Below are 17655 nucleotides of genomic sequence, written 5' to 3' on the forward strand. Positions count from 1 at the left end.
CGGAAATTTCTTTTAGTGATAATCCTGCCAAACATTTTATCCTGGGTGCCCATTACGATTCGGTGGCCGGTACGGTGGGGGCCGACGACAATGCCAGTGCCGTTGCCGTTCAGCTTGAGACCGCCCGGGCGCTAGCCGCGCTTAAAGGGCGTGAAAAGCTGGACGTGGCCGTAAAGTTTGTTTCATTTGCGCTGGAAGAGCCGCCGGTTTACGGTACCCGCCACATGGGAAGCCGGGTGTATGCCGCCCAGGCCCGCAAAGCAAACGAACAGATCGACGGCATGATCTGCCTGGAGATGGTGGGATATGCCTGCCGTGAGCCGGGCTGCCAGAGTTATCCCTTCCCCTTGATGTTTTTCGGATATCCCGAGGAAGGTGATTATATCGGTATTGTGGGGAATTTCAGCTCCAGAACCTTTACAAATTCCCTGTTCAAGGCCTTTCGTAAAAATTCGAACTTACCGGTAATCAAGCTGAGCGTTCCCATGCGCGGATATATTCTGCCGTCAGTGAGGCTCAGCGACCATGCGCCCTTCTGGGATAAGGGGTATGCGGCCGTAATGATTACGGACACGGCCTTTTTTCGCAACCCCCACTATCACTTACCGTCGGATACCATGGACAAGCTGGATTATGGTTTTATGGCCGAACTGGTAAAGAGTTTGATGATGTTCTTCCGCTCCCATCGTTGATAAAAGCATATTCACCGCAGAGGCGCAGAGTTCGCAGAGATAGAATTTTTTCTTTGCCTGATTTTTTGATCCCGTTAAAAACGGGACGGGTATCCAAAATCAGGCAAAACAATCAGCCTTCGGCAGGGCAATCTTATCCAATAAAAATAGGGATCGATATTAACCATAGGTCTTCTGCATGGGTGCCTTATGTGTTTAAGCATTTTCAAGAAGCCTTTTCGCGATAGCGAAGGCAGCTTTTGTTCGGCAAGTCGGCCGAACAAAAATAACAGGTCAGCGATCGTCTGTGTATGTCTGTGGTTAAAAACCTATCTTCACACTATCGCTATACAGTAAAGGCAAAGTGAAATATTCGGGTTAATAGGCGCCTTTGTCGACGTTGTCGATTAGATATTGCTGATCTTTTTGGGTGCGGGCAAACACGCCCAGATTTCCCAGGCGGATATTTTGCAGCCCGGCGGCTTTAGCCCGCTCGTAGGCCGCGACCATCGCGTAAACGGTGGGGGCGCTATAATCTTTCATGCGGTATTCCGGGAAAAAAGCCAGGATGGTAAAGGGTATGGTGCGGTCTACTCCAGCGAGTAGGCGGGCGATCTTTGCAAGGTCATCGGCTTCAACCAGGCCGGGAATGTAGAGTGATAAAACTTCCAGCACAAAGTTCCGTTTGAGGATTTCTGCGGGCAGTTTCAAAATATTTTTGTTGGAGCACCCGGTCAGCCATTTGTGCTTTTTGCCGTCAAAGGCTTTAATGTCAAGCCAGAAGGCGTCCACGCCGGATGCTTGCAAATAATCAAGATTCTGCGGGGTGAGTCCGTGGCCGTTGGTTTCAATCAATAGCCACAGATTGGTGTGGGTATGGATCAGCCGGGCACACTCGCCGTAAAATTCAGGGCAGCAGACCAGGTCCCCGCCGGTGAACGCCACAATATTGCGTATGGGCCCAAACCCCTGGGGGCTCAAGGTGATGGCTTCCGAGGCCAGGACTCCGGGGCATGAACTCGAGCGCTTATTATAAACTACGCAGCTTCCGCAGCAGCGGCAGGTGTCGTGGGCATGCCAGGTGGTGGCTTTATCCCGGGGTTCTTCCAGGGTGACCGACTTGTCATAGGCCATCGCTTCTTTCAGGATTTCCTGCGGCGTGTACCACTTGCCGTCCTTTACTTTACTGAAATACCAGGAATGGCATTTTCGGCAGGAAAAGTTGCACCCGGATTGATAAATGGAAAGATAGTTTTCAGGGCGCGAGAGATGGACGGAAGTAATCAGCCGGGCAGTTTCTTTGTTTTTTTGTCGCAGGGTAACCTGGCAGGCCGGGGCATGTTGGCCGTTAAATTCGACCCGGCAGCTTCCCATTGAAAACCCCTGCTGTTTATTGCGGCATTCAAAGTCTTCCATTTTTTTATTTAGACCCCAGTACCATCAAATGAGCTACGGGGCAGGCACGATTTATCCCAGCACGATAGTTCCTACCTACGGGACAGGCAGGATCTTCAGGATTTTCTTTTCCCCGTGAACAACCGGGATTTAAGACACGGGCAAACCAAAGCCTGGTCCTATGGGCCAGGATTCTTTATTGCAGCCGCCAGCTCTGCAATCGATATCATTTCCACAAAGGCATGGCCGATTGCATCTAAAAGTACAAAATGGATCTGTTCTCCCTGGCGTTTTTTATCCTTGCCCAGGGCCTCTAGCAGCGCATTTTTATCGGCCTGAATCCTGGTGGGGAGTTTCAGCTTCTTGAGAAGGTTTTCAATCCGTTGTGCCTCTGGGGCCGGCAAATGTCCTCTTTGGACGGAGAGCCCGGCAGCAATCACCATACCGGCAGCAACGGCCTCGCCATGGGGAACAGCGGTGGTCTTTTCAAAGGCATGGCCGAAAGTATGCCCGAAATTTAGTTTGCGGCGCTCGCCTTGTTCCTTTTCATCCTGGTTTACGATGGATGATTTGATGACGATCGAATCGTATACCAGCTTTGCAATTACGTCACGGTCCAGCGCCAGTGCTTTTTGATAGTGTTCTTCGATGTAGTTGAACATGCCGGCATCTCCAAGGGCGGCGTGCTTTACAATCTCGGCCAAACCGCACAAAATTTCTTTGGCGGGCAAGGTTTGTAAAAGATCCATATCACAGATAACAAATTCGGGTTGATTGAAAACTCCGATCATATTTTTATAGCCGCCGAAATTGACACCGTTTTTGCCCCCGACACTGGCGTCGACCTGTGACAGCAGCGTTGAAGAAACAAACCCGAAACTGACGCCGCGCAAATAGGTCGAGGCCGTAAAGCCGGCGATATCGCATACAATACCTCCGCCGATTCCAATGATAAAGGATGACCGCTGGGCATCTAAATCGACAAGCTTTTCATATAGATGGCGGACTGTAGCCAGATTTTTTATATTTTCGCCGGTTCCGATGGTGATGACGTCACAAGGTGGGAAATCTTGCTGATAAAGATCTCTGACGTTGGTATCCGTAATGATGACCGCATGTTGGGCCGGAATATAATTTTGCAGATTTTGAAGGCTCTCGCCGATCAGTATGTTGGAAACGCCGGCAGCGCCATGAACTTTAAGGGTTTTCATGTTCTTCACTTTTTTTTTATTTAGACAGGATTAACAGGATCTTCAGGATTTCCTTTTCCCCCTTTCCCCCGCCCAGCGGGACATGCGGACGAAAGGGGAAAAACCAAGTCCGCTGATGCGGAGGTGTTCACCGCACAACAAACAATACCGTCAGATTTTTTAGTTTTTGTTCTCGCAGAAAGCAATAGATCCAATCAATCCTGTTATCCTGTCCAATATAAAAATTACAATTAAGCCAACCTACAAATTATTATGCCGATTCATAAAATCGTATCACGATTTTATTATCACAACAGGCAAAAATCGCAATAATTATATCATTTGCCGAAAAACAACTCTTGACACCGGTGCGTTAACAGAGTATCAGAAAACAATCTAGTGGAAGGAAACATATTGTGAACAGAAATTGTAACAACAGATCACTTAATACTTTTGGACGCTTCTTTTTTAGTTTTATAAGCGTCCAGCCGGTTGTTTAACAAAACTGTTAAATACCCCGGGTGGACTTCAAACGGGTCTGCCCGGGGTTAATATTTCAAAGCTCCGGGAAATTTTCTCGGGGCTTTTTTTTGTACACACTAACGTGAGGCTTAAAGGACATTTATCCAAAGGAGGTTTGTTATGATTCTCGTGCTGGAAGATGAGATCACTCAGGATCAGAAAGGCAATCTTCGGAGCATCCTATTCAGAGAGGGCTGTATTGTGCGGGAGATGACCGAAGCCGGACAGAACATCATCGGGGCTGTCGGTAAAGTCGGTAAGGATATCGATTTTTTTGAAAAGCTTCCCGGTGTTGCCAAAGTAATACCGATTTCCACATCGTTTAAACTGGTGAGCCGGCAAATGCATCCGGAAGACACCCTCGTTCAGATCGGCGATGTGGTGGTGGGCGGAGAGCGTATCGCCGTTATCGCCGGACCGTGCGCAATAGAAAGCAGGGAGCAGGCCATAACCACTGCTCGGGAAGTCAGAAGATACGGTGCGGTTATGTTTCGCGGCGGAGCCTTTAAACCGCGGACATCCCCCTATTCATTTCAGGGTATGGGAGAAGAGGGGCTGAAGATTCTGGCTGAGGTTCGAGAGACGACCGGGCTCAGGGTTGTGACCGAAATTACTTCGACGGCGCAGGCTGATATGATGATGAAGTATGTCGATGCTGTTCAGGTAGGTGCCCGCAATATGCAAAACTTTGAACTTTTAAAATGTGTCGGTCGCATGGGGAAACCGGTTATTTTAAAGCGAGGACTTTCATCCACCATTGAAGAATGGCTGATGTCGGCCGAATATATCCTGTCGGAGGGCAATGACCATGTTATCCTGTGCGAACGAGGTATTCGGACCTTTGAACCCTATACTCGCAATACTTTAGACTTGTCGGCTATTCCGGTGCTTAAAAACTTGACGCATCTGCCGGTTATCGTCGATCCCAGTCATGCCACCGGTATTCGTGAAAAGGTCAGCCCCATGGCGCGGGCCGCTATCGCCGCGGGTGCCGACGGCCTGATGATCGAAGTACACCATAACCCGGACGAAGCCCTTTCCGACGGAGCCCAAAGTCTTTATCCCGAGCAGTTTGGCCAGTTGACACGTGATATTTATGTGATTGCACCGGTTATCGGCAAGCAACTCGATTTTGATTATTTGGATAAGGCCGCGGCCGTCGATCATTTAAGCAGAGTCAATGGAACGGGAAAGCAGCGGGCCGCATTCCTGGGCGAAATGGGAACATTCAGCCATAAGGCCTGCACGCAATATTTCGGGGACAAGGTGACGGCAGTACCTGCGCCTTCTTTTAAAACGATTTTCGAAGGGGTCAAAAATGGGGAGGTCGACTTCGGTATAGTGCCGGTGGAAAATTCTCTGACCGGCAGCATCCATGAAAACTATGATCTGCTGCTGGAGTATAATTTGAAAATTGTCGGTGAAATCGCGCTGCGCATTATCCACCATTTGATAGGTAAGCCCGGTATCGAGATTGAAAACATCAAGCGCGTCCTTTCTGTCTCAATGGCCTTTCAACAGTGCCGCCAGTTTCTGGAGCGCCATGACGGATGGGAGCTGGTTATGGTCAAGGACACTGCCGGGGCTGTTAAGACGGTCAGTGAAGCGCAGAATATGACAGACGCAGCCATTGCCAGCAAAAAGGCCGCTGCAATCCACGGGATGGAAGTCATCGCAGAAGGCATCGAGACCAACCCGCGCAACTATACACGGTTTGTGATTATCAGTGCCGGGCAGCTCCAAAAGGGGCCTCGCAGCAAATCGTCGATTATTTTTTCAACAGGAAACCAGCCGGGTGCCCTGTTTGAAGTTTTGAAAATATATGCCGACCACGGAGTCAACCTGGTGAAACTGGAATCACGGCCCATTCATGGAAAACCATGGGAGTATATGTTTTATGTGGACCTTGAGGCCGATGCCGAATCAAAAGAGTTTGCGCCGATACTGGACCTGCTTAAAGCTAAGACGGACTACCTGAAAGTACTTGGAAGTTATTGATACCCCAACCCGGACAAACCGGCCTCCGGCTCCGCTTCCAGCCCGTAGGGCTTACAGGCCGGAGGGTAGAGCCTACGCCTCGGAGAGAAAGAATAGCCACAAAGGCACCAAGACACAAAGAATAACTGTTTATTATAATAATTTAACTTCGTGTCTTGGTGCCTTTGTGGCGAAAATATTTTGTTAGATAAATTCTTCGCAGATATTATGCGATTTTGATAGATAGGTACTAAAACGTGATGAACTCGACGTTTTACGAATGCATCAATGTTAGGGCTTAATTGCCGTATACTCGCGTGCCAGGTTGAAATAGGTTTTTGCGGTTTTGATGTGATTTTCGGATGACGTTTCAGAGAGCTCTTTTTTAATCGCAGCCGGAATTCCTGTAACGAGGTGATAAGGACCAACAACCTGGTCCTGTTTAACCACCGCGCCGGCGGCAACTACCGAACCGGTCTTAATATATGCACCCGTAAGTATAGCGGCACTTATACCGATAAGACAGTTGTCTTCAATCGTGCAGGCGTGAATAACGGCATTGTGTCCGATTGTTACGTTTTCACCGATAACCGTGGGTTTGCCGGCATCGGCGTGGACGGTGCTATTATCCTGAATATTTGAGTTTTTCCCAACAGTTATTGCGGCCCTGTCACCTCTAACAACAACGCCATACCATATACTTACACCGTCTTTTAGATCTACATCTCCGATAACCGCAGCCGTGGGCGCTATAAAAACATTTTTTCCGATTTTTGGTTTATGACCTTGATACTCAAATATCATAATATATTTTTTAAGAAAAAGATTTTTGGGATTTTCCGGCTTTAATGAGAATTAAATACTATTTTACCATCGTGTGAGCGATACTGGATGCTTGATACTTGATAATCAGCTGATTTTTAATGTTTTTAGCCGGCATCGAGTATCCAGCATCCAGCATCTCCCCCAATGACGGTAATAAATACTTATAGGCGATATAGCCATTATACCAGAAACATTATCTTAAAGTCTATAATCTCCCCGCTGATAATGGTGTTTTCATCGATTGCTGAATTTGAAGATTGCATGTGTCTATCAAAACTGCAACCTAAAACCCATAGTGATTTTCAAGATCTTCGTTATTTTTAAAACTTGCCCATAGATTAAAGTTCCCCTGGTATATTGCCGATAACATATCCAAATATCGAAAATGAATTTAGTTCCTTATTAGGATATAAGTAAATGGGAAGAGCAAGAAGAATAGTTGCCAGGGGAGAAGTCGAAATAAGCGACAGCAAAATTCTGGAGACTAATATCAGTTCATGCGTCTCAATCTGTTTGTATCACCCGAAGTATAGAATTGGAGGAATAACCCATATTTCCAGCAGTCGCAAAAACAATACCACTCCAAGTGGAAAACACATAAAAAAAAATGGATATCACTACGCAGATCAGGCCGTTCCTAAATTGCTACGGCTATTTGGGGAAAAATCTAAATCGATTAGAGATAGAAGTTTACGAATTGTTGTAACCGGCGGCGTAAACAATGAAGGACCGATTCTGGAGACGATTTCTTATTTGGGAAAATACGATTTTATATTAGTCGGAAAGGATATTAATCGTAGTTATCACAGGCATGTCAGGTTCGATACTGCTTCTGGAATTGTAAGCATTAAGAGAAAGATACCATATGCAACAGAAGAAAGCATAAGAAAGTTTTATCTATCATAAATTAACGCGCCGCACGCACCCAATTCTCTTAAATAGGCCTTGACGTCAACTTCGCCGCAAGTACGAAAAAATCGTACAAAATCCAGTTTTGCCGGCATATATCCGACAATTTCGAACAATTTCGATCTTTCCGGCAATTATTTCTTTGCAAGACATTTATAACACCCTAATTTAATTGTGTTTAAAAATTTTGTTAGGTTTGCACAATTTTGGCACGCCTTTTGCTGCTAAATAAAGAGTGATATAAAGAGTGATATAAAGAGTGATATTTTTCGCAAAAAATATAAAATTCCTTTTTGCGAAAATATCAAACTTGAACGCTCAATTAGGGTTGAAAATTAACCGAACTAGTAGGGTCGAAGAATGGGATTGATTTTTTATGCAACTGACAAGGAAGGCGTGGGCCGGCCCCTTTGGAAGCTGTATCAAGAACTGGCCGCTGAACATCAGGGCGAGTTTTATCAGACGATCGACTCTCTTTCCCAAAAACTTCGCCAACCCTTGGACGGTTTTACCATCGCGATCTTTATGGCAAGTAACCATGATAACCTTATGGATTTTCTTACTATCAAAGACTTGCTTGACGACGTTCGTATCATACTAATTTTGCCGGACAGAAACGAAGATACGATTAAGGCAGGACATACCTTGCGACCTCGATTTTTAACCTACTTGGACAGCAATTTTAGCTGGGTCGAGACTGTGTTGAAAAAAATGTTGTCAAATCATTATGGCGGCAACCAGGCAAAATATTAAATAAAAGAGACAGCAGTTGTTTTTTGGCGAAGGGCACTTAAAAAAAATGAAAGGAGCATTGAAATGGCAAAACTTGCAGAAACAATGGATCAGGCCGTCAAGGCCATGGCCGACAAAGAGGGCAAATACTTGACCTTTTCGCTGGCCAATGAGGAGTACGGTATCAGTATTTTAAAAATCAAGGAGATCATCGGGATGATGCCCATCACCACGGTCCCGCAAACACCGGAGTTTGTCAAAGGGGTTATTAACCTGCGGGGCAAAGTGATCCCGGTAATTGATTTGCGCCTGAGGTTCGGGATGGATGCCATCGATTACACCGAGCGCACCTGCATCATCGTGGTTGAAATCGAATGTCATGCAGGTATCGTTCAAATCGGAATCGTGGTCGATGCGGTCTCGGAAGTATTAAATGTCAAAGGCGAAGATGTCGAGGAGACTCCCGCGTTCGGCGCCAAACTGAACACGGACTATATCTTAGGCATGGCCAAGATTGAAGGCGGCGTTAAGATTCTACTCGATATTGATCAGGTGTTGAGTGAAGGAGAAATAGGTCTCCTCGAAAAAGTAGCGTAATGTAGGTTCCGTGTTCGGATTGGAGGGTAACGTAAATCCCGTTAAAGACGGGGTTAAGCGTCTAGCGTGCAACTATTTACAATTATAAGTAACACCTCAATTGAGCAGAAAAGGCTCAATTGAGTGTTATTGATTATTAGTTGTTCGTTATTCGAAGAGAAATCTGTCGTGATTGGAAAAGTAAAAAGCAGGTATTATCATGAGAGTAATTGTCGGCGTCTCGGACATGAAGGTCAGTAACGACTTGGAAGCAGTGCTTGTGACCTATTCTCTGGGGTCATGTATCGGCGTTGTAATTTATGATGCCGTGGCAAAGGTAGGCGGTCTCCTCCATTATTTGCTTCCGGAATCCAAGCTGTCTCCGGAAAAAGCCGTAAAAAACCCGTATATGTTTGCTGATACCGGCCTTCCTGCTCTGTTCAAGGCAGCCTATGAGTTAGGTGCCAAGAAACAGAGAATGAAAATTATCGTAGCAGGCGGGTCACAAGTTATGGACCAGGCCGGATTTTTTAACATCGGCAAACGCAATGACATTGCCGTCAGAAAAATGTTTCATAAAAACAACGTGCTCATTGATTACAGGGACGTAGGTGGCATTGTCAATCGAACCATCAAGCTGGAGGTTAAAAGCGGGGATACTTGGATAAAAGTTTCAGGTAAGGGAGTGAAAAAGATATGAGCGATTTAAAATTCATCATAAAAAAAATTGATAGCTTGAAGCCGGTTCCGCAGGTGGCAAATAAGGTCATGGCTATTGCCAGAGATCCCAACAGCTCCATGGCCGATCTGTCCAAGGTTATTGTTTATGACGCGGCCGTGACCGCTAATTTATTAAAAGTTGCCAACTCCGCCTATTTTGGGATGTCAGGAAAGGTTAATTCCGTCCACCAGGCCATCGTCTATATGGGTATGAGCCAGGTGATTGACATTGTCACGCTGGCATCAAGTTCGGAAGATTTAAAAAGCGCCCAGGAGGGGTATGATCTTGACGCAGGTGAACTCTGGAAATATTCGATTTCCTCTGCTCTTATAGCCCGGGATCTGGCCGAAAAGAAAAGAGCGCAAGATGCTAACCTGATATTTACCGCGGCACTCTTAAAGGATATCGGCAAAGTGATTTTAAGCCAGTACGTCGGGGATTCATATAAAAAAATCAACACTTTAGTAGCAGAAAAAGATTTTTCTTTTAGAGAGGCGGAGAAAGAAGTAATCGGTATCGATCATGCCGAATTGGGCGGCATGGTGGCCGAAACGTGGAAGTTCAGCCCCAAGATGGTGGAAATTATTCGCAACCATCACCACCCGGATGAATCCTTGGAAAGTTATCCTGAAACGGCCGTCGTTTACCTGGCAGACACTCTGTGCTTGATGATGGGAATCGGTGGAGGGTCAGACGGCCTGGCTTACAGATTTCACCAGGATGTGGTGAAATATCTGGGACTCACGGAAAGAGACTTTCAGGAAATTATGGCCGGATTTGGTGAAAAGCTTGAAGAAGTTGAAGCACTCATTTAGATTTTTCGAACAGTTTGGCTACTAAGACACAAAGGTACAGGGGTAAAGCAAATGGCATACAATGTTTTGATTGTGGATGATTCCATTCCCATGCGGGGGATTATTAAAAAAATAATCAAGGCCTCCGGGTTTAATGTAAAGCATTTTTTTGAAGCTGCCGATGGCAATGAAGCGTTAAAGATACTGAACGAAGAGTGGCTTGATCTGGTTCTGACAGATTACAATATGCCTGGGATGAACGGTCTTGAGCTTCTGGACGAAATAAAAAAAAGCGATACATTAAAGTCCATTCCAGTGGTTGTGATTACTACCGAAGGAAGCAAACAAAGGCTTGTTGAGTTTTTTGAAAAGGGCGCCATGGACTATATCAAAAAGCCCTTTACGCCTGAAGAGATCAAAGAAAAGCTAAACCTGATAATGGGAGAGCCGCAATATGAAGAAAGAATCCTTGATAACGGCGATGAAGAACTCGATTTCTAATGTTCTGGAAACCATGTTTTTTTTGCCTTTGGTTTTTTCCGATGATGTGCATAAGAAAGATTGCTGGAGCGGGAAAACCGACCAAATTATGGCCGCCAGATTAGATTTTGACGGGCCCTTTTCGGGCTACTGTGTCTTTTATATACCCAAAAAATTTGCCCTGTCGATGACCGCCGATTTTATGGGAAGGGATGCAGAAGGTTTGTCCGATGCTCAGATAAACGGGACTATTATGGAAATCACGAATATGATTGCCGGCAATACCTTCAGTTTTTACGACGAGCAGGCCGTCTTTAACCTTAATTTTCCTAAACTGCTCAGAACTGATGCTTTTCAGGAATTTTTTACCGATTCTGACAACGAAATTTTTATTGCGATCGATTCGCTGGAAAACCGGTTGGCGTTTCAGTTGGCCATTAATCCATAACTAATTGATAATGTATCGAAGCCCTGCAACGAACTTAAAAGCAGGGAGGCCAGATGACATTAAAACAGTTAAAAAAGCGTTTTGGGGAAATAGCGGCAGATAAAGGCTTTATCACTCATAGTCAACTTGAAGAAGCACTCAATATGCAAAAGGAAAATACTTTAAAAGGATTGGCACATAGACTAATAGGTTCCGTACTGTTTCGACGAGGATTCATGACAATTGAACAAGTAATTGAAGTCCTGTCGGTTTTAGAAGTTCAATCCGATTAACATAGCCATCATAAGCTGGAGAAACGTGCCGATGTCTGAAATGCTGGAAAAAATTAGCAAGAATATAGAATCGATAGCCCTGGAAGTAGTGATGCTGGATGTACAGGATATCCCTGCTTTAGGCAAGATTGTAAACTGCCTGGGTGTGCTGGAAGAAGATTCCAAAGAAATTGATCAACCCGCTTTTTCTGAACTTATTCAGGCGATCAAGAGCTATATTGAAAAAATAATACTGGGAGAGGCCGCCGATGTAACTCCTTTGGAAGAAGGGGTCGATTCTTTGCAAACCATCTTGCGTCACGTGAGCAACCAGGAGGAATATGGCGGGGACATATCCCAAATACTGGACAGACTCAAATTTAAAAAGGCAGAGCCTGATGAGGCGCAACGTGTTCAAGCAGTTGGCACTAAAGAGAAGGAAGAAGACATACAATCCCCGGATGAAGACTTGAGCGAGGAAGACCGGGCCATAACCTTGGATTTTGTAATGGAGTCTCTTGAAAACCTTGAAGCGATTGAAGTCAGCCTGATAGATCTTGAGGAGGACTCGAGTGATATTGACAGCCTCAATACAATTTTCAGGACCTTCCATACTATTAAAGGTGTTTCAAGTTTTCTCAATTTACAAAGGATAAATACGCTGGCTCACCATGCGGAAAACCTCTTGGATAAGGCCAGAGGCGGCGAAATCGTTTTGGAAGGTGCTACTGTTGATATTGTCTTTGAATCGATGGATGCTCTCAAAAAAATGATCATGGGTGCTCGGCAGGGAATAGAAAACCGTACTTCATTAGATATCGGTTTGGACGTTGCCCCTTTAGTTAACAGGATTGAGGAGTTGGTTTCTCGTGCAGATTTAATCGGTGACAAGCCTTTGGGAGAGATTCTGGTTCAAGGCGGCGCCGTCACCCCCGATGATCTGGCCAAAGGACTTGAAAGGCAGAAAACAGAACCGGGTAAAAAGATCGGTCAAATCTTGGTGGAAGAAAAAAGCGCGGAACCCAAAGCCGTAGCTTCGGCCTTAAGAGAGCAGAAAAAGTTTAGTTCCCGGCAGATAGATTTGCAGGTCAAGGTGGATACCAAGAAGCTTGACAACCTGGTGGATATGACCGGTGAACTGGTGATCGCCATGAGCATGCTGCGGCAGAGCCAGGTGATTCTTACGGCCCAAGATCAAAAATTAGAACGCAACCTGGGGCAGCTGGCCCAGATTACCTCCGGTCTTCAAACCACGGCCATGTCCATGCGTATGGTCCCTATAAAGAGCACTTTTCAAAAGATGGTAAGACTTATCAGGGACCTGTCCAAAAATGCAGGCAAGCAAGTACAATTAGAAATGACCGGTGAAGATACGGAAATAGACCGGAATGTTGTGGACGAGTTGTATGAACCCCTGGTCCACATGATCCGCAATTCCGTTGACCATGGCATTGAGCCGCCCGAGGAAAGGAAGAAAGCAGGTAAAAACAGGAAAGGCAAGATACATTTGCGGGCCTATCACCAGGGGGGCCATATCATCGTTGAAATTGCAGATGACGGTCGCGGGCTGAATAAAGACCGGATCATCGAAAAGGCCAAGGCCGGCGGTATGATTACAGAGGAGAGTGAGTTCACGGATTCTGAAATTTACAACCTGATATTTCAGCCCGGGTTCTCTACAGCCGAAAAAGTTACAGACGTTTCCGGCCGGGGCGTGGGCATGGATGTGGTCAAAAAAGCCATGGAGAAGCTGAGAGGACGTGTGGAAATCAACACCAGGCCGGGGGAGGGGACCACTTTTGTCATCAGTCTGCCGCTGACGCTGGCTATCATCGAAGGTATGCTGGTCAGGGTCGGAGCAGAGCGATACATTATACCGGTTTTTTCCGTTCTGGAGTCGTTCAGGCCCACAAAAGAGCAATATTCAACGGTTGAGGGCAAAGGGGAAATGCTTTTGTCCAGGGGCCGGCTCATCCCTATGGTTCGCCTTGACCGCACATTCAAGGTAAAAGGCGATGCAGCCGATCCCTGGGAAAGCTTGGTGGTAATCGTGGAACATGAAGGCCGTCAGATGGGCCTGCTGCTGGATGAATTGCTGGGGAAAGAGGAAGTAGTGATCAAGAGCATGGGCGCAGCCATGCAAAATATCAATGGTATCGCCGGCGGTGCGATTATGGGAGACGGCCGGGTGGGCCTTATACTTGATATGGCGGGTATCTGGGCGATTGTACAAAACAATTAGTTATCGCTCAATTGGAGTTTAAATTTGAAGGGGGTTTAGGCCTTATGGACTTAAATATGAAAGTTCTAATCGTTGATGATTTTGCCACCATGAGGAGGATTTTAAGAAACATCCTCAAACAGATCGGCTTTACAAATATTGTTGACGCCGATGACGGCGATACCGCTCTCAAAGAGTTGAAAAAGGAAAAAATTGACCTGATATTATGTGACTGGAATATGCCGGAGATGCCGGGGATAGATCTTTTAAAAACGCTCAAAGCGGATGAACAATTAAAAGACATACCCTTTGTCATGGTTACAGCCGAAGCCCAGAAGGACAATATTATTAAAGCCGTAAAATCAGGGGTAAGCAGCTATATTGTAAAACCGTTTACGGCGGAAACAGTGAGTGAAAAGTTAAATAAAGTGTTTGGCGACTGACTTTCAGTACGACACTGTTTCTACATCATAATTTGTGACTACGGAGGATAGATATGGATGTAAAACTCATTAACCCGTTTATCAATGCAACCGTGAACGTTCTTGGAACAATGGCGTTTGTCGAGTCTGAGGCTGGAAAACCATACCTCAAAAAAGACGATGTCGCTCGGGGAGATGTTTCCGGTGTCATTGGATTTACCGGTGAAACAAATGGGACTCTTTCCATCACCTTTAACGAATTATGCATTCTAAAAATCGTTTCCAACATGTTCGGGGAGGAAATGACGGAAATAAATGATGAGATTGCCGATGCTGTGGGTGAATTGACCAATATGATATCCGGCCAGGCCCGCAAAGAACTGGAGGAAGTAGGCAAAAAATATCAAGCGGCCATCCCTACAGTGATTATTGGCAAGAACCATCAGCTTGAAACCAAAACTCAAGGTCCCAAAATTGCGATACCTTTCAAAACAGAATTCGGAAGTTTTACAATCGAGGTATGTTTAGAAGGTTAATCCGATGAGAATATTGATTGCCGAAGACGATTTTACTTCACGGCGTCTCCTGAAGGCCGTGCTTGCCAAGTGGGGCTACGACGTAGTTTCGGCCCGTGACGGGCACGAAGCTTGGGAAAAGCTACAGAGTGTGGAGGCACCCAAGTTGGCCGTTCTGGACTGGATGATGCCGAAGATGGACGGCATTGAGGTTTGCTATAGGATCCGTCAGATGGAAAAAACTATTCCAACCTACATTATCCTTCTGACCGCACGGGACGGGAAGAAAGATATCGTCAGGGGGCTTGAAGCCGGAGCCGACGACTATATCGCCAAACCGTTTGATAATAACGAGTTGCGGGCGCGGATCAACGTTGGTCGCCGTATTGTCGAGTTGCAGGCCGCCCTGGTGGAAAAAGAGAAACTTCAGGGTGTTATTGAAATGGCCGGAGCGGTGTGCCATGAATTAAATCAGCCCATGCAAGTGATTTTAGGGCTTTCCGAACTCTTTCTGGACGATTTGGATGATAATCATATTAAGGATGATATCAAAGAAATAAATGCGCAAGTTAAGCGCTTGGGAAGAATAACGAAAAAGCTCTCGGGGGTTACAAAATATAAGACTAAGGATTACCTCACAAGTAAAATTATCGATCTCGATAAAGCCGCCGAGTGATATTCTTTGAAGGGGAGCAAAATCATGGCTGAAAAAAAGGTTTTAGTTGTAGATGATGAAGTCGCCATTTTGAAAATGTTTAAGAAGGCTTTTAGCAGTAAAGGTTATACAGTTCGGTCTGCAGAGAGTGCTGAAGAAGCCCTTGAGGTTTTAAAACAGGATAGTATCCATGTCATGTTTCTGGATTTAAACCTGCCTGGAATGAATGGAGTAGAGTTGTGCAGGCAACTTCGAGAAAAACGGCCCATAGACATTATCTATGCGGTAACCGGATACACTTCACTTTTTGAACTTGCTGAGTGTCGGGGGGCCGGTTTTGATGATTATTTCCACAAGCCCGTTGAAGTGAAAGAACTTTTAAACGCGGCCCAAGATGCTTTCGAAAAGATAGAACGCTGGAAAAAACGTTAATTTTCAAAAAACTTTTTGCTAAAAGAAAATTAAAAATTCTAAAAATTTAATCTTTTTACTTTTTAGGAAACAATCAATATGCTATTCTCACTCTGCATAGACATCTGATCTAATCTACACAGACAACATAACAAGAATTCTGCATTCAAATTTGGTTGTATAAGCAATTAATAGCTACAAGCAAATTGTGTTTCTCGCCTTTGCGTGGTATAAATTACAGGCTTTCAAAACAACAGGGAGATAGGGCATGCGGCGTTGGAACGGGTGGGGAGATGATACGGTAAATGTCGATCTGCCGACGCAGGGGTATAGCTTGCTGCGTGAATTGCTGGGCAAAGGCAATCGGCAAGCCGATTATGCGATCGATAAATTTACCAGTCGCATGCCGGCATCAAGACTGCCTGATCACCCGCTGATATTAACTGATCCTACCGAGCGACTTGTGCATTCCCACGGCCAGAGCCTGCCGGATTGGATCGGTTTGCGCGGCGGAACGCTTGAGCACTTTCCCGACGGTGTGGCCCTGCCTGCTACGACCGGAGAAGTCGAAGAATTAATGAACTTTTCCGAAAAACATAATGTCGTAGTGATTCCTTTTGGCGGCGGAACGAGTGTCGCCGGACAGCTCCAGGTTCCCGAAGAAAATAGACCGGTACTCAGTTTATCTCTCAAGCGTCTTAATCGTTTGATCGATCTTAATCCTTATAATCTGCTGGCGACATTCGAATCCGGTATTTTAGGGCTTGAACTTGAGAGCCGGCTGGGGTCCGGAGGATTCACCTTGGGGCATTATCCCCAGTCCATTGAATTCTCTTCACTGGGGGGATGGGTGGCGACGCGATCCAGCGGTCAGCAAGCTTCACATTATGGCAGAATCGAGCAACTTTTTGCCGGTGGCGAACTGGTTACACCACAGGGCATATTAAGACTTCCTCCTTTTCCCGCTTCAGCGGCAGGTCCTGATCTGCGGCATTTAGTTTTGGGCTCAGAGGGCAGACTGGGTGTTTTAACCAAGGTAACTGTCAGGATTTCACACATTCCGGAAAGAAATGATGTGCACGGAATTTTCTTTCCATCATGGGACCATGCCGAGAAGGCTGTTCAGAGCTTTGCCGGTGCCGGTATTCCATTTGCCATGATGCGCCTGAGCAACGCAGCGGAAACCACGACCAATCTGGCTCTGGCCGGACATGAAAAACAGATCGCGATTTTGAAGCAATACCTCAGGTGGCGGCGGATATCCGCACAAGAAGGGTGCATGTGCCTTATCGGCTTTATCGGAAGTAAGCGTTCGGTCAGGACATCACGCCATGAAGCTTTTACTGTCCTGCGGCAATACGGCGGTGTTTCTGTTGGTAAGGCCATGGGAGAGGCCTGGAAGAAAAACCGTTTTCGGGCGCCGTATTTGCGCAATACGCTATGGGATCTGGGCTATGCCGTCGATACTCTGGAAACGGCCGTGACCTGGGATAAAGTTGCCTTAACCATGAAGAACGTTGAAAAAGCCATATTTGAAAGTATTGCGCCGTGGAATGAAAAGGTGCATGTTTTTTCGCACCTTTCCCAGGTCTATTCCAGCGGCTCGAATATTTACACAACTTTCATTTTCCGGCTTGCAGATACATCCGCAGAAACGCTGATCCGATGGCAAACGATTAAGAAAGCGGCCAGTCAAGCCATTGTTGACGCCGGCGGTACCATCAGCCATCAACATGGGGTCGGTTTAGACCATAAACCGTATTTGGAGGCTGAAAAAGGGTCGTTGGGCATGCGCACCATCAAAGAGTTATGCCTCTGTCTCGACCCCGGGCAACGGATGAATCCGGGCAAATTAACCGACTAGCACAAAAGGAACATAACTTTAGCATAATTAGTTTTATAGAATTCGTACTTATAGCCTGAAATGTCCGGGGTAAACC

At 46.0% G+C, this 17655-nt stretch carries 19 protein-coding genes; 16 read left to right on the top strand and 3 right to left on the bottom strand.

The genetic code is table 11. The features are described from left to right. The coding region (locus V3S16_RS11840) for a M28 family peptidase (RefSeq protein ID WP_413885184.1) at window positions 1-692 on the top strand (692 nt) is incomplete at its 5' end. A 357-nt stretch (window positions 693-1049) separates the two neighbouring features. Here V3S16_RS11840 and V3S16_RS11845 read toward each other — a convergent pair. Together V3S16_RS11845 and aroB are read right to left on the bottom strand one after the other, a co-directional pair. Beyond that, window positions 1050-2087 (bottom strand): radical SAM protein, encoded by a 1038-nt coding sequence (locus V3S16_RS11845; RefSeq protein ID WP_413885186.1) that lies wholly within the window; start codon window positions 2085-2087, stop codon window positions 1050-1052. Window positions 2088-2245: 158 nt separating this feature from the next. Beyond that, window positions 2246-3277, bottom strand: coding sequence for a 3-dehydroquinate synthase (gene aroB / locus V3S16_RS11850; protein WP_413885188.1), 1032 nt, complete (start codon window positions 3275-3277; stop codon window positions 2246-2248). A 621-nt stretch (window positions 3278-3898) separates the two neighbouring features. Here aroB and aroF point away from each other — a divergent pair. Beyond that, a complete protein-coding gene (gene aroF, locus V3S16_RS11855) occupies window positions 3899-5776 on the top strand; it encodes a 3-deoxy-7-phosphoheptulonate synthase (RefSeq protein ID WP_413885190.1) in 1878 nt (625 codons plus the stop codon). 270 nt (window positions 5777-6046) lie between these two features. On the opposite strand, the gene V3S16_RS11860 is transcribed toward aroF, so the two are convergent. Continuing rightward, window positions 6047-6559 (bottom strand): gamma carbonic anhydrase family protein, encoded by a 513-nt coding sequence (locus V3S16_RS11860; RefSeq protein WP_413885191.1) that lies wholly within the window; start codon window positions 6557-6559, stop codon window positions 6047-6049. A 438-nt stretch (window positions 6560-6997) separates the two neighbouring features. Between V3S16_RS11860 and V3S16_RS11865 the strand changes: the two genes are divergently transcribed. The 14 genes from V3S16_RS11865 (at window position 6998) to V3S16_RS11930 (ending at window position 17579) form a co-directional block, all read left to right on the top strand. Beyond that, a complete protein-coding gene (locus V3S16_RS11865) occupies window positions 6998-7486 on the top strand; it encodes a chemotaxis protein CheD (RefSeq protein ID WP_413885193.1) in 489 nt (162 codons plus the stop codon). Window positions 7487-7849: 363 nt separating this feature from the next. Next, complete coding sequence (locus V3S16_RS11870) at window positions 7850-8242, top strand: hypothetical protein (protein ID WP_413885195.1); 393 nt, start codon at window positions 7850-7852, stop codon at window positions 8240-8242. A 63-nt stretch (window positions 8243-8305) separates the two neighbouring features. Then, a complete protein-coding gene (locus tag V3S16_RS11875; RefSeq protein ID WP_413885197.1) occupies window positions 8306-8818 on the top strand; it encodes a chemotaxis protein CheW in 513 nt (170 codons plus the stop codon). A 199-nt stretch (window positions 8819-9017) separates the two neighbouring features. Further along, window positions 9018-9497, top strand: a complete 480-nt coding sequence (locus V3S16_RS11880) for a chemotaxis protein CheD (protein WP_413885199.1) — start codon at window positions 9018-9020, stop codon at window positions 9495-9497. After that, window positions 9494-10333, top strand: coding sequence for an HDOD domain-containing protein (locus V3S16_RS11885; RefSeq protein WP_413885201.1), 840 nt, complete (start codon window positions 9494-9496; stop codon window positions 10331-10333). The genes V3S16_RS11880 and V3S16_RS11885 overlap by 4 nt, the downstream gene beginning before the upstream one ends. Window positions 10334-10384: 51 nt before the next feature. Beyond that, the gene (locus V3S16_RS11890; RefSeq protein ID WP_413885203.1) at window positions 10385-10813 is read left to right on the top strand and encodes a response regulator; all 429 of its coding nucleotides are present in this window, start codon (window positions 10385-10387) and stop codon (window positions 10811-10813) included. Next, window positions 10767-11240, top strand: a complete 474-nt coding sequence (locus V3S16_RS11895; RefSeq protein ID WP_413885205.1) for a chemotaxis protein CheX — start codon at window positions 10767-10769, stop codon at window positions 11238-11240. The genes V3S16_RS11890 and V3S16_RS11895 overlap by 47 nt, the downstream gene beginning before the upstream one ends. A 53-nt stretch (window positions 11241-11293) precedes the next feature. After that, window positions 11294-11512: a hypothetical protein gene (locus tag V3S16_RS11900; RefSeq protein WP_413885207.1), complete on the top strand. Its 219-nt coding sequence runs from the start codon at window positions 11294-11296 to the stop codon at window positions 11510-11512. Window positions 11513-11543: 31 nt separating this feature from the next. Beyond that, window positions 11544-13733, top strand: a complete 2190-nt coding sequence (locus V3S16_RS11905; protein ID WP_413885209.1) for a chemotaxis protein CheA — start codon at window positions 11544-11546, stop codon at window positions 13731-13733. A gap of 44 nt (window positions 13734-13777) precedes the next feature. Then, on the top strand, window positions 13778-14155 hold the full coding sequence (locus V3S16_RS11910) for a response regulator (RefSeq protein WP_413885211.1): 378 nt from the start codon (window positions 13778-13780) through the stop codon (window positions 14153-14155). 53 nt (window positions 14156-14208) lie between these two features. Then, window positions 14209-14670, top strand: a complete 462-nt coding sequence (locus tag V3S16_RS11915) for a chemotaxis protein CheX (RefSeq protein ID WP_413885213.1) — start codon at window positions 14209-14211, stop codon at window positions 14668-14670. A 4-nt stretch (window positions 14671-14674) separates the two neighbouring features. Next, complete coding sequence (locus tag V3S16_RS11920) at window positions 14675-15325, top strand: response regulator (RefSeq protein ID WP_413885215.1); 651 nt, start codon at window positions 14675-14677, stop codon at window positions 15323-15325. 24 nt (window positions 15326-15349) lie between these two features. Further along, window positions 15350-15736 carry a response regulator gene (locus V3S16_RS11925; RefSeq protein WP_413885217.1) on the top strand — a complete coding sequence of 129 codons (387 nt, stop codon included), beginning with the start codon at window positions 15350-15352 and terminating at the stop codon, window positions 15734-15736. A gap of 247 nt (window positions 15737-15983) precedes the next feature. Continuing rightward, a complete protein-coding gene (locus tag V3S16_RS11930) occupies window positions 15984-17579 on the top strand; it encodes an FAD-binding oxidoreductase (protein WP_413885218.1) in 1596 nt (531 codons plus the stop codon). Window positions 17580-17655: the final 76 nt, after the last annotated feature.

The organism is Candidatus Desulfatibia sp., assembly GCF_036446775.1.
In the GTDB taxonomy this organism is placed as follows: Bacteria; Desulfobacterota; Desulfobacteria; order Desulfobacterales; family UBA11574; genus Desulfatibia_A.

What these genes read in the sequence shown, in the direction of transcription:
- V3S16_RS11845 (WP_413885186.1), bottom strand. Translation starts at nt 2,087, where the DNA reads ATGGAAGACTTTGAATGCCGCAATAAACAGCAGGGGTTTTCAATGGGA.
- V3S16_RS11925 (WP_413885217.1), top strand. Translation starts at nt 15,350, where the DNA reads ATGGCTGAAAAAAAGGTTTTAGTTGTAGATGATGAAGTCGCCATTTTG.
- V3S16_RS11920 (WP_413885215.1), top strand. Translation starts at nt 14,675, where the DNA reads ATGAGAATATTGATTGCCGAAGACGATTTTACTTCACGGCGTCTCCTG.
- V3S16_RS11910 (WP_413885211.1), top strand. Translation starts at nt 13,778, where the DNA reads ATGGACTTAAATATGAAAGTTCTAATCGTTGATGATTTTGCCACCATG.
- V3S16_RS11860 (WP_413885191.1), bottom strand. Translation starts at nt 6,559, where the DNA reads ATGATATTTGAGTATCAAGGTCATAAACCAAAAATCGGAAAAAATGTT.
- V3S16_RS11865 (WP_413885193.1), top strand. Translation starts at nt 6,998, where the DNA reads ATGGGAAGAGCAAGAAGAATAGTTGCCAGGGGAGAAGTCGAAATAAGC.
- aroB (WP_413885188.1), bottom strand. Translation starts at nt 3,277, where the DNA reads ATGAAAACCCTTAAAGTTCATGGCGCTGCCGGCGTTTCCAACATACTG.
- V3S16_RS11905 (WP_413885209.1), top strand. Translation starts at nt 11,544, where the DNA reads ATGTCTGAAATGCTGGAAAAAATTAGCAAGAATATAGAATCGATAGCC.
- aroF (WP_413885190.1), top strand. Translation starts at nt 3,899, where the DNA reads ATGATTCTCGTGCTGGAAGATGAGATCACTCAGGATCAGAAAGGCAAT.
- V3S16_RS11930 (WP_413885218.1), top strand. Translation starts at nt 15,984, where the DNA reads ATGCGGCGTTGGAACGGGTGGGGAGATGATACGGTAAATGTCGATCTG.
- V3S16_RS11900 (WP_413885207.1), top strand. Translation starts at nt 11,294, where the DNA reads ATGACATTAAAACAGTTAAAAAAGCGTTTTGGGGAAATAGCGGCAGAT.
- V3S16_RS11880 (WP_413885199.1), top strand. Translation starts at nt 9,018, where the DNA reads ATGAGAGTAATTGTCGGCGTCTCGGACATGAAGGTCAGTAACGACTTG.
- V3S16_RS11875 (WP_413885197.1), top strand. Translation starts at nt 8,306, where the DNA reads ATGGCAAAACTTGCAGAAACAATGGATCAGGCCGTCAAGGCCATGGCC.
- V3S16_RS11870 (WP_413885195.1), top strand. Translation starts at nt 7,850, where the DNA reads ATGGGATTGATTTTTTATGCAACTGACAAGGAAGGCGTGGGCCGGCCC.
- V3S16_RS11895 (WP_413885205.1), top strand. Translation starts at nt 10,767, where the DNA reads ATGAAGAAAGAATCCTTGATAACGGCGATGAAGAACTCGATTTCTAAT.
- V3S16_RS11915 (WP_413885213.1), top strand. Translation starts at nt 14,209, where the DNA reads ATGGATGTAAAACTCATTAACCCGTTTATCAATGCAACCGTGAACGTT.
- V3S16_RS11890 (WP_413885203.1), top strand. Translation starts at nt 10,385, where the DNA reads ATGGCATACAATGTTTTGATTGTGGATGATTCCATTCCCATGCGGGGG.
- V3S16_RS11885 (WP_413885201.1), top strand. Translation starts at nt 9,494, where the DNA reads ATGAGCGATTTAAAATTCATCATAAAAAAAATTGATAGCTTGAAGCCG.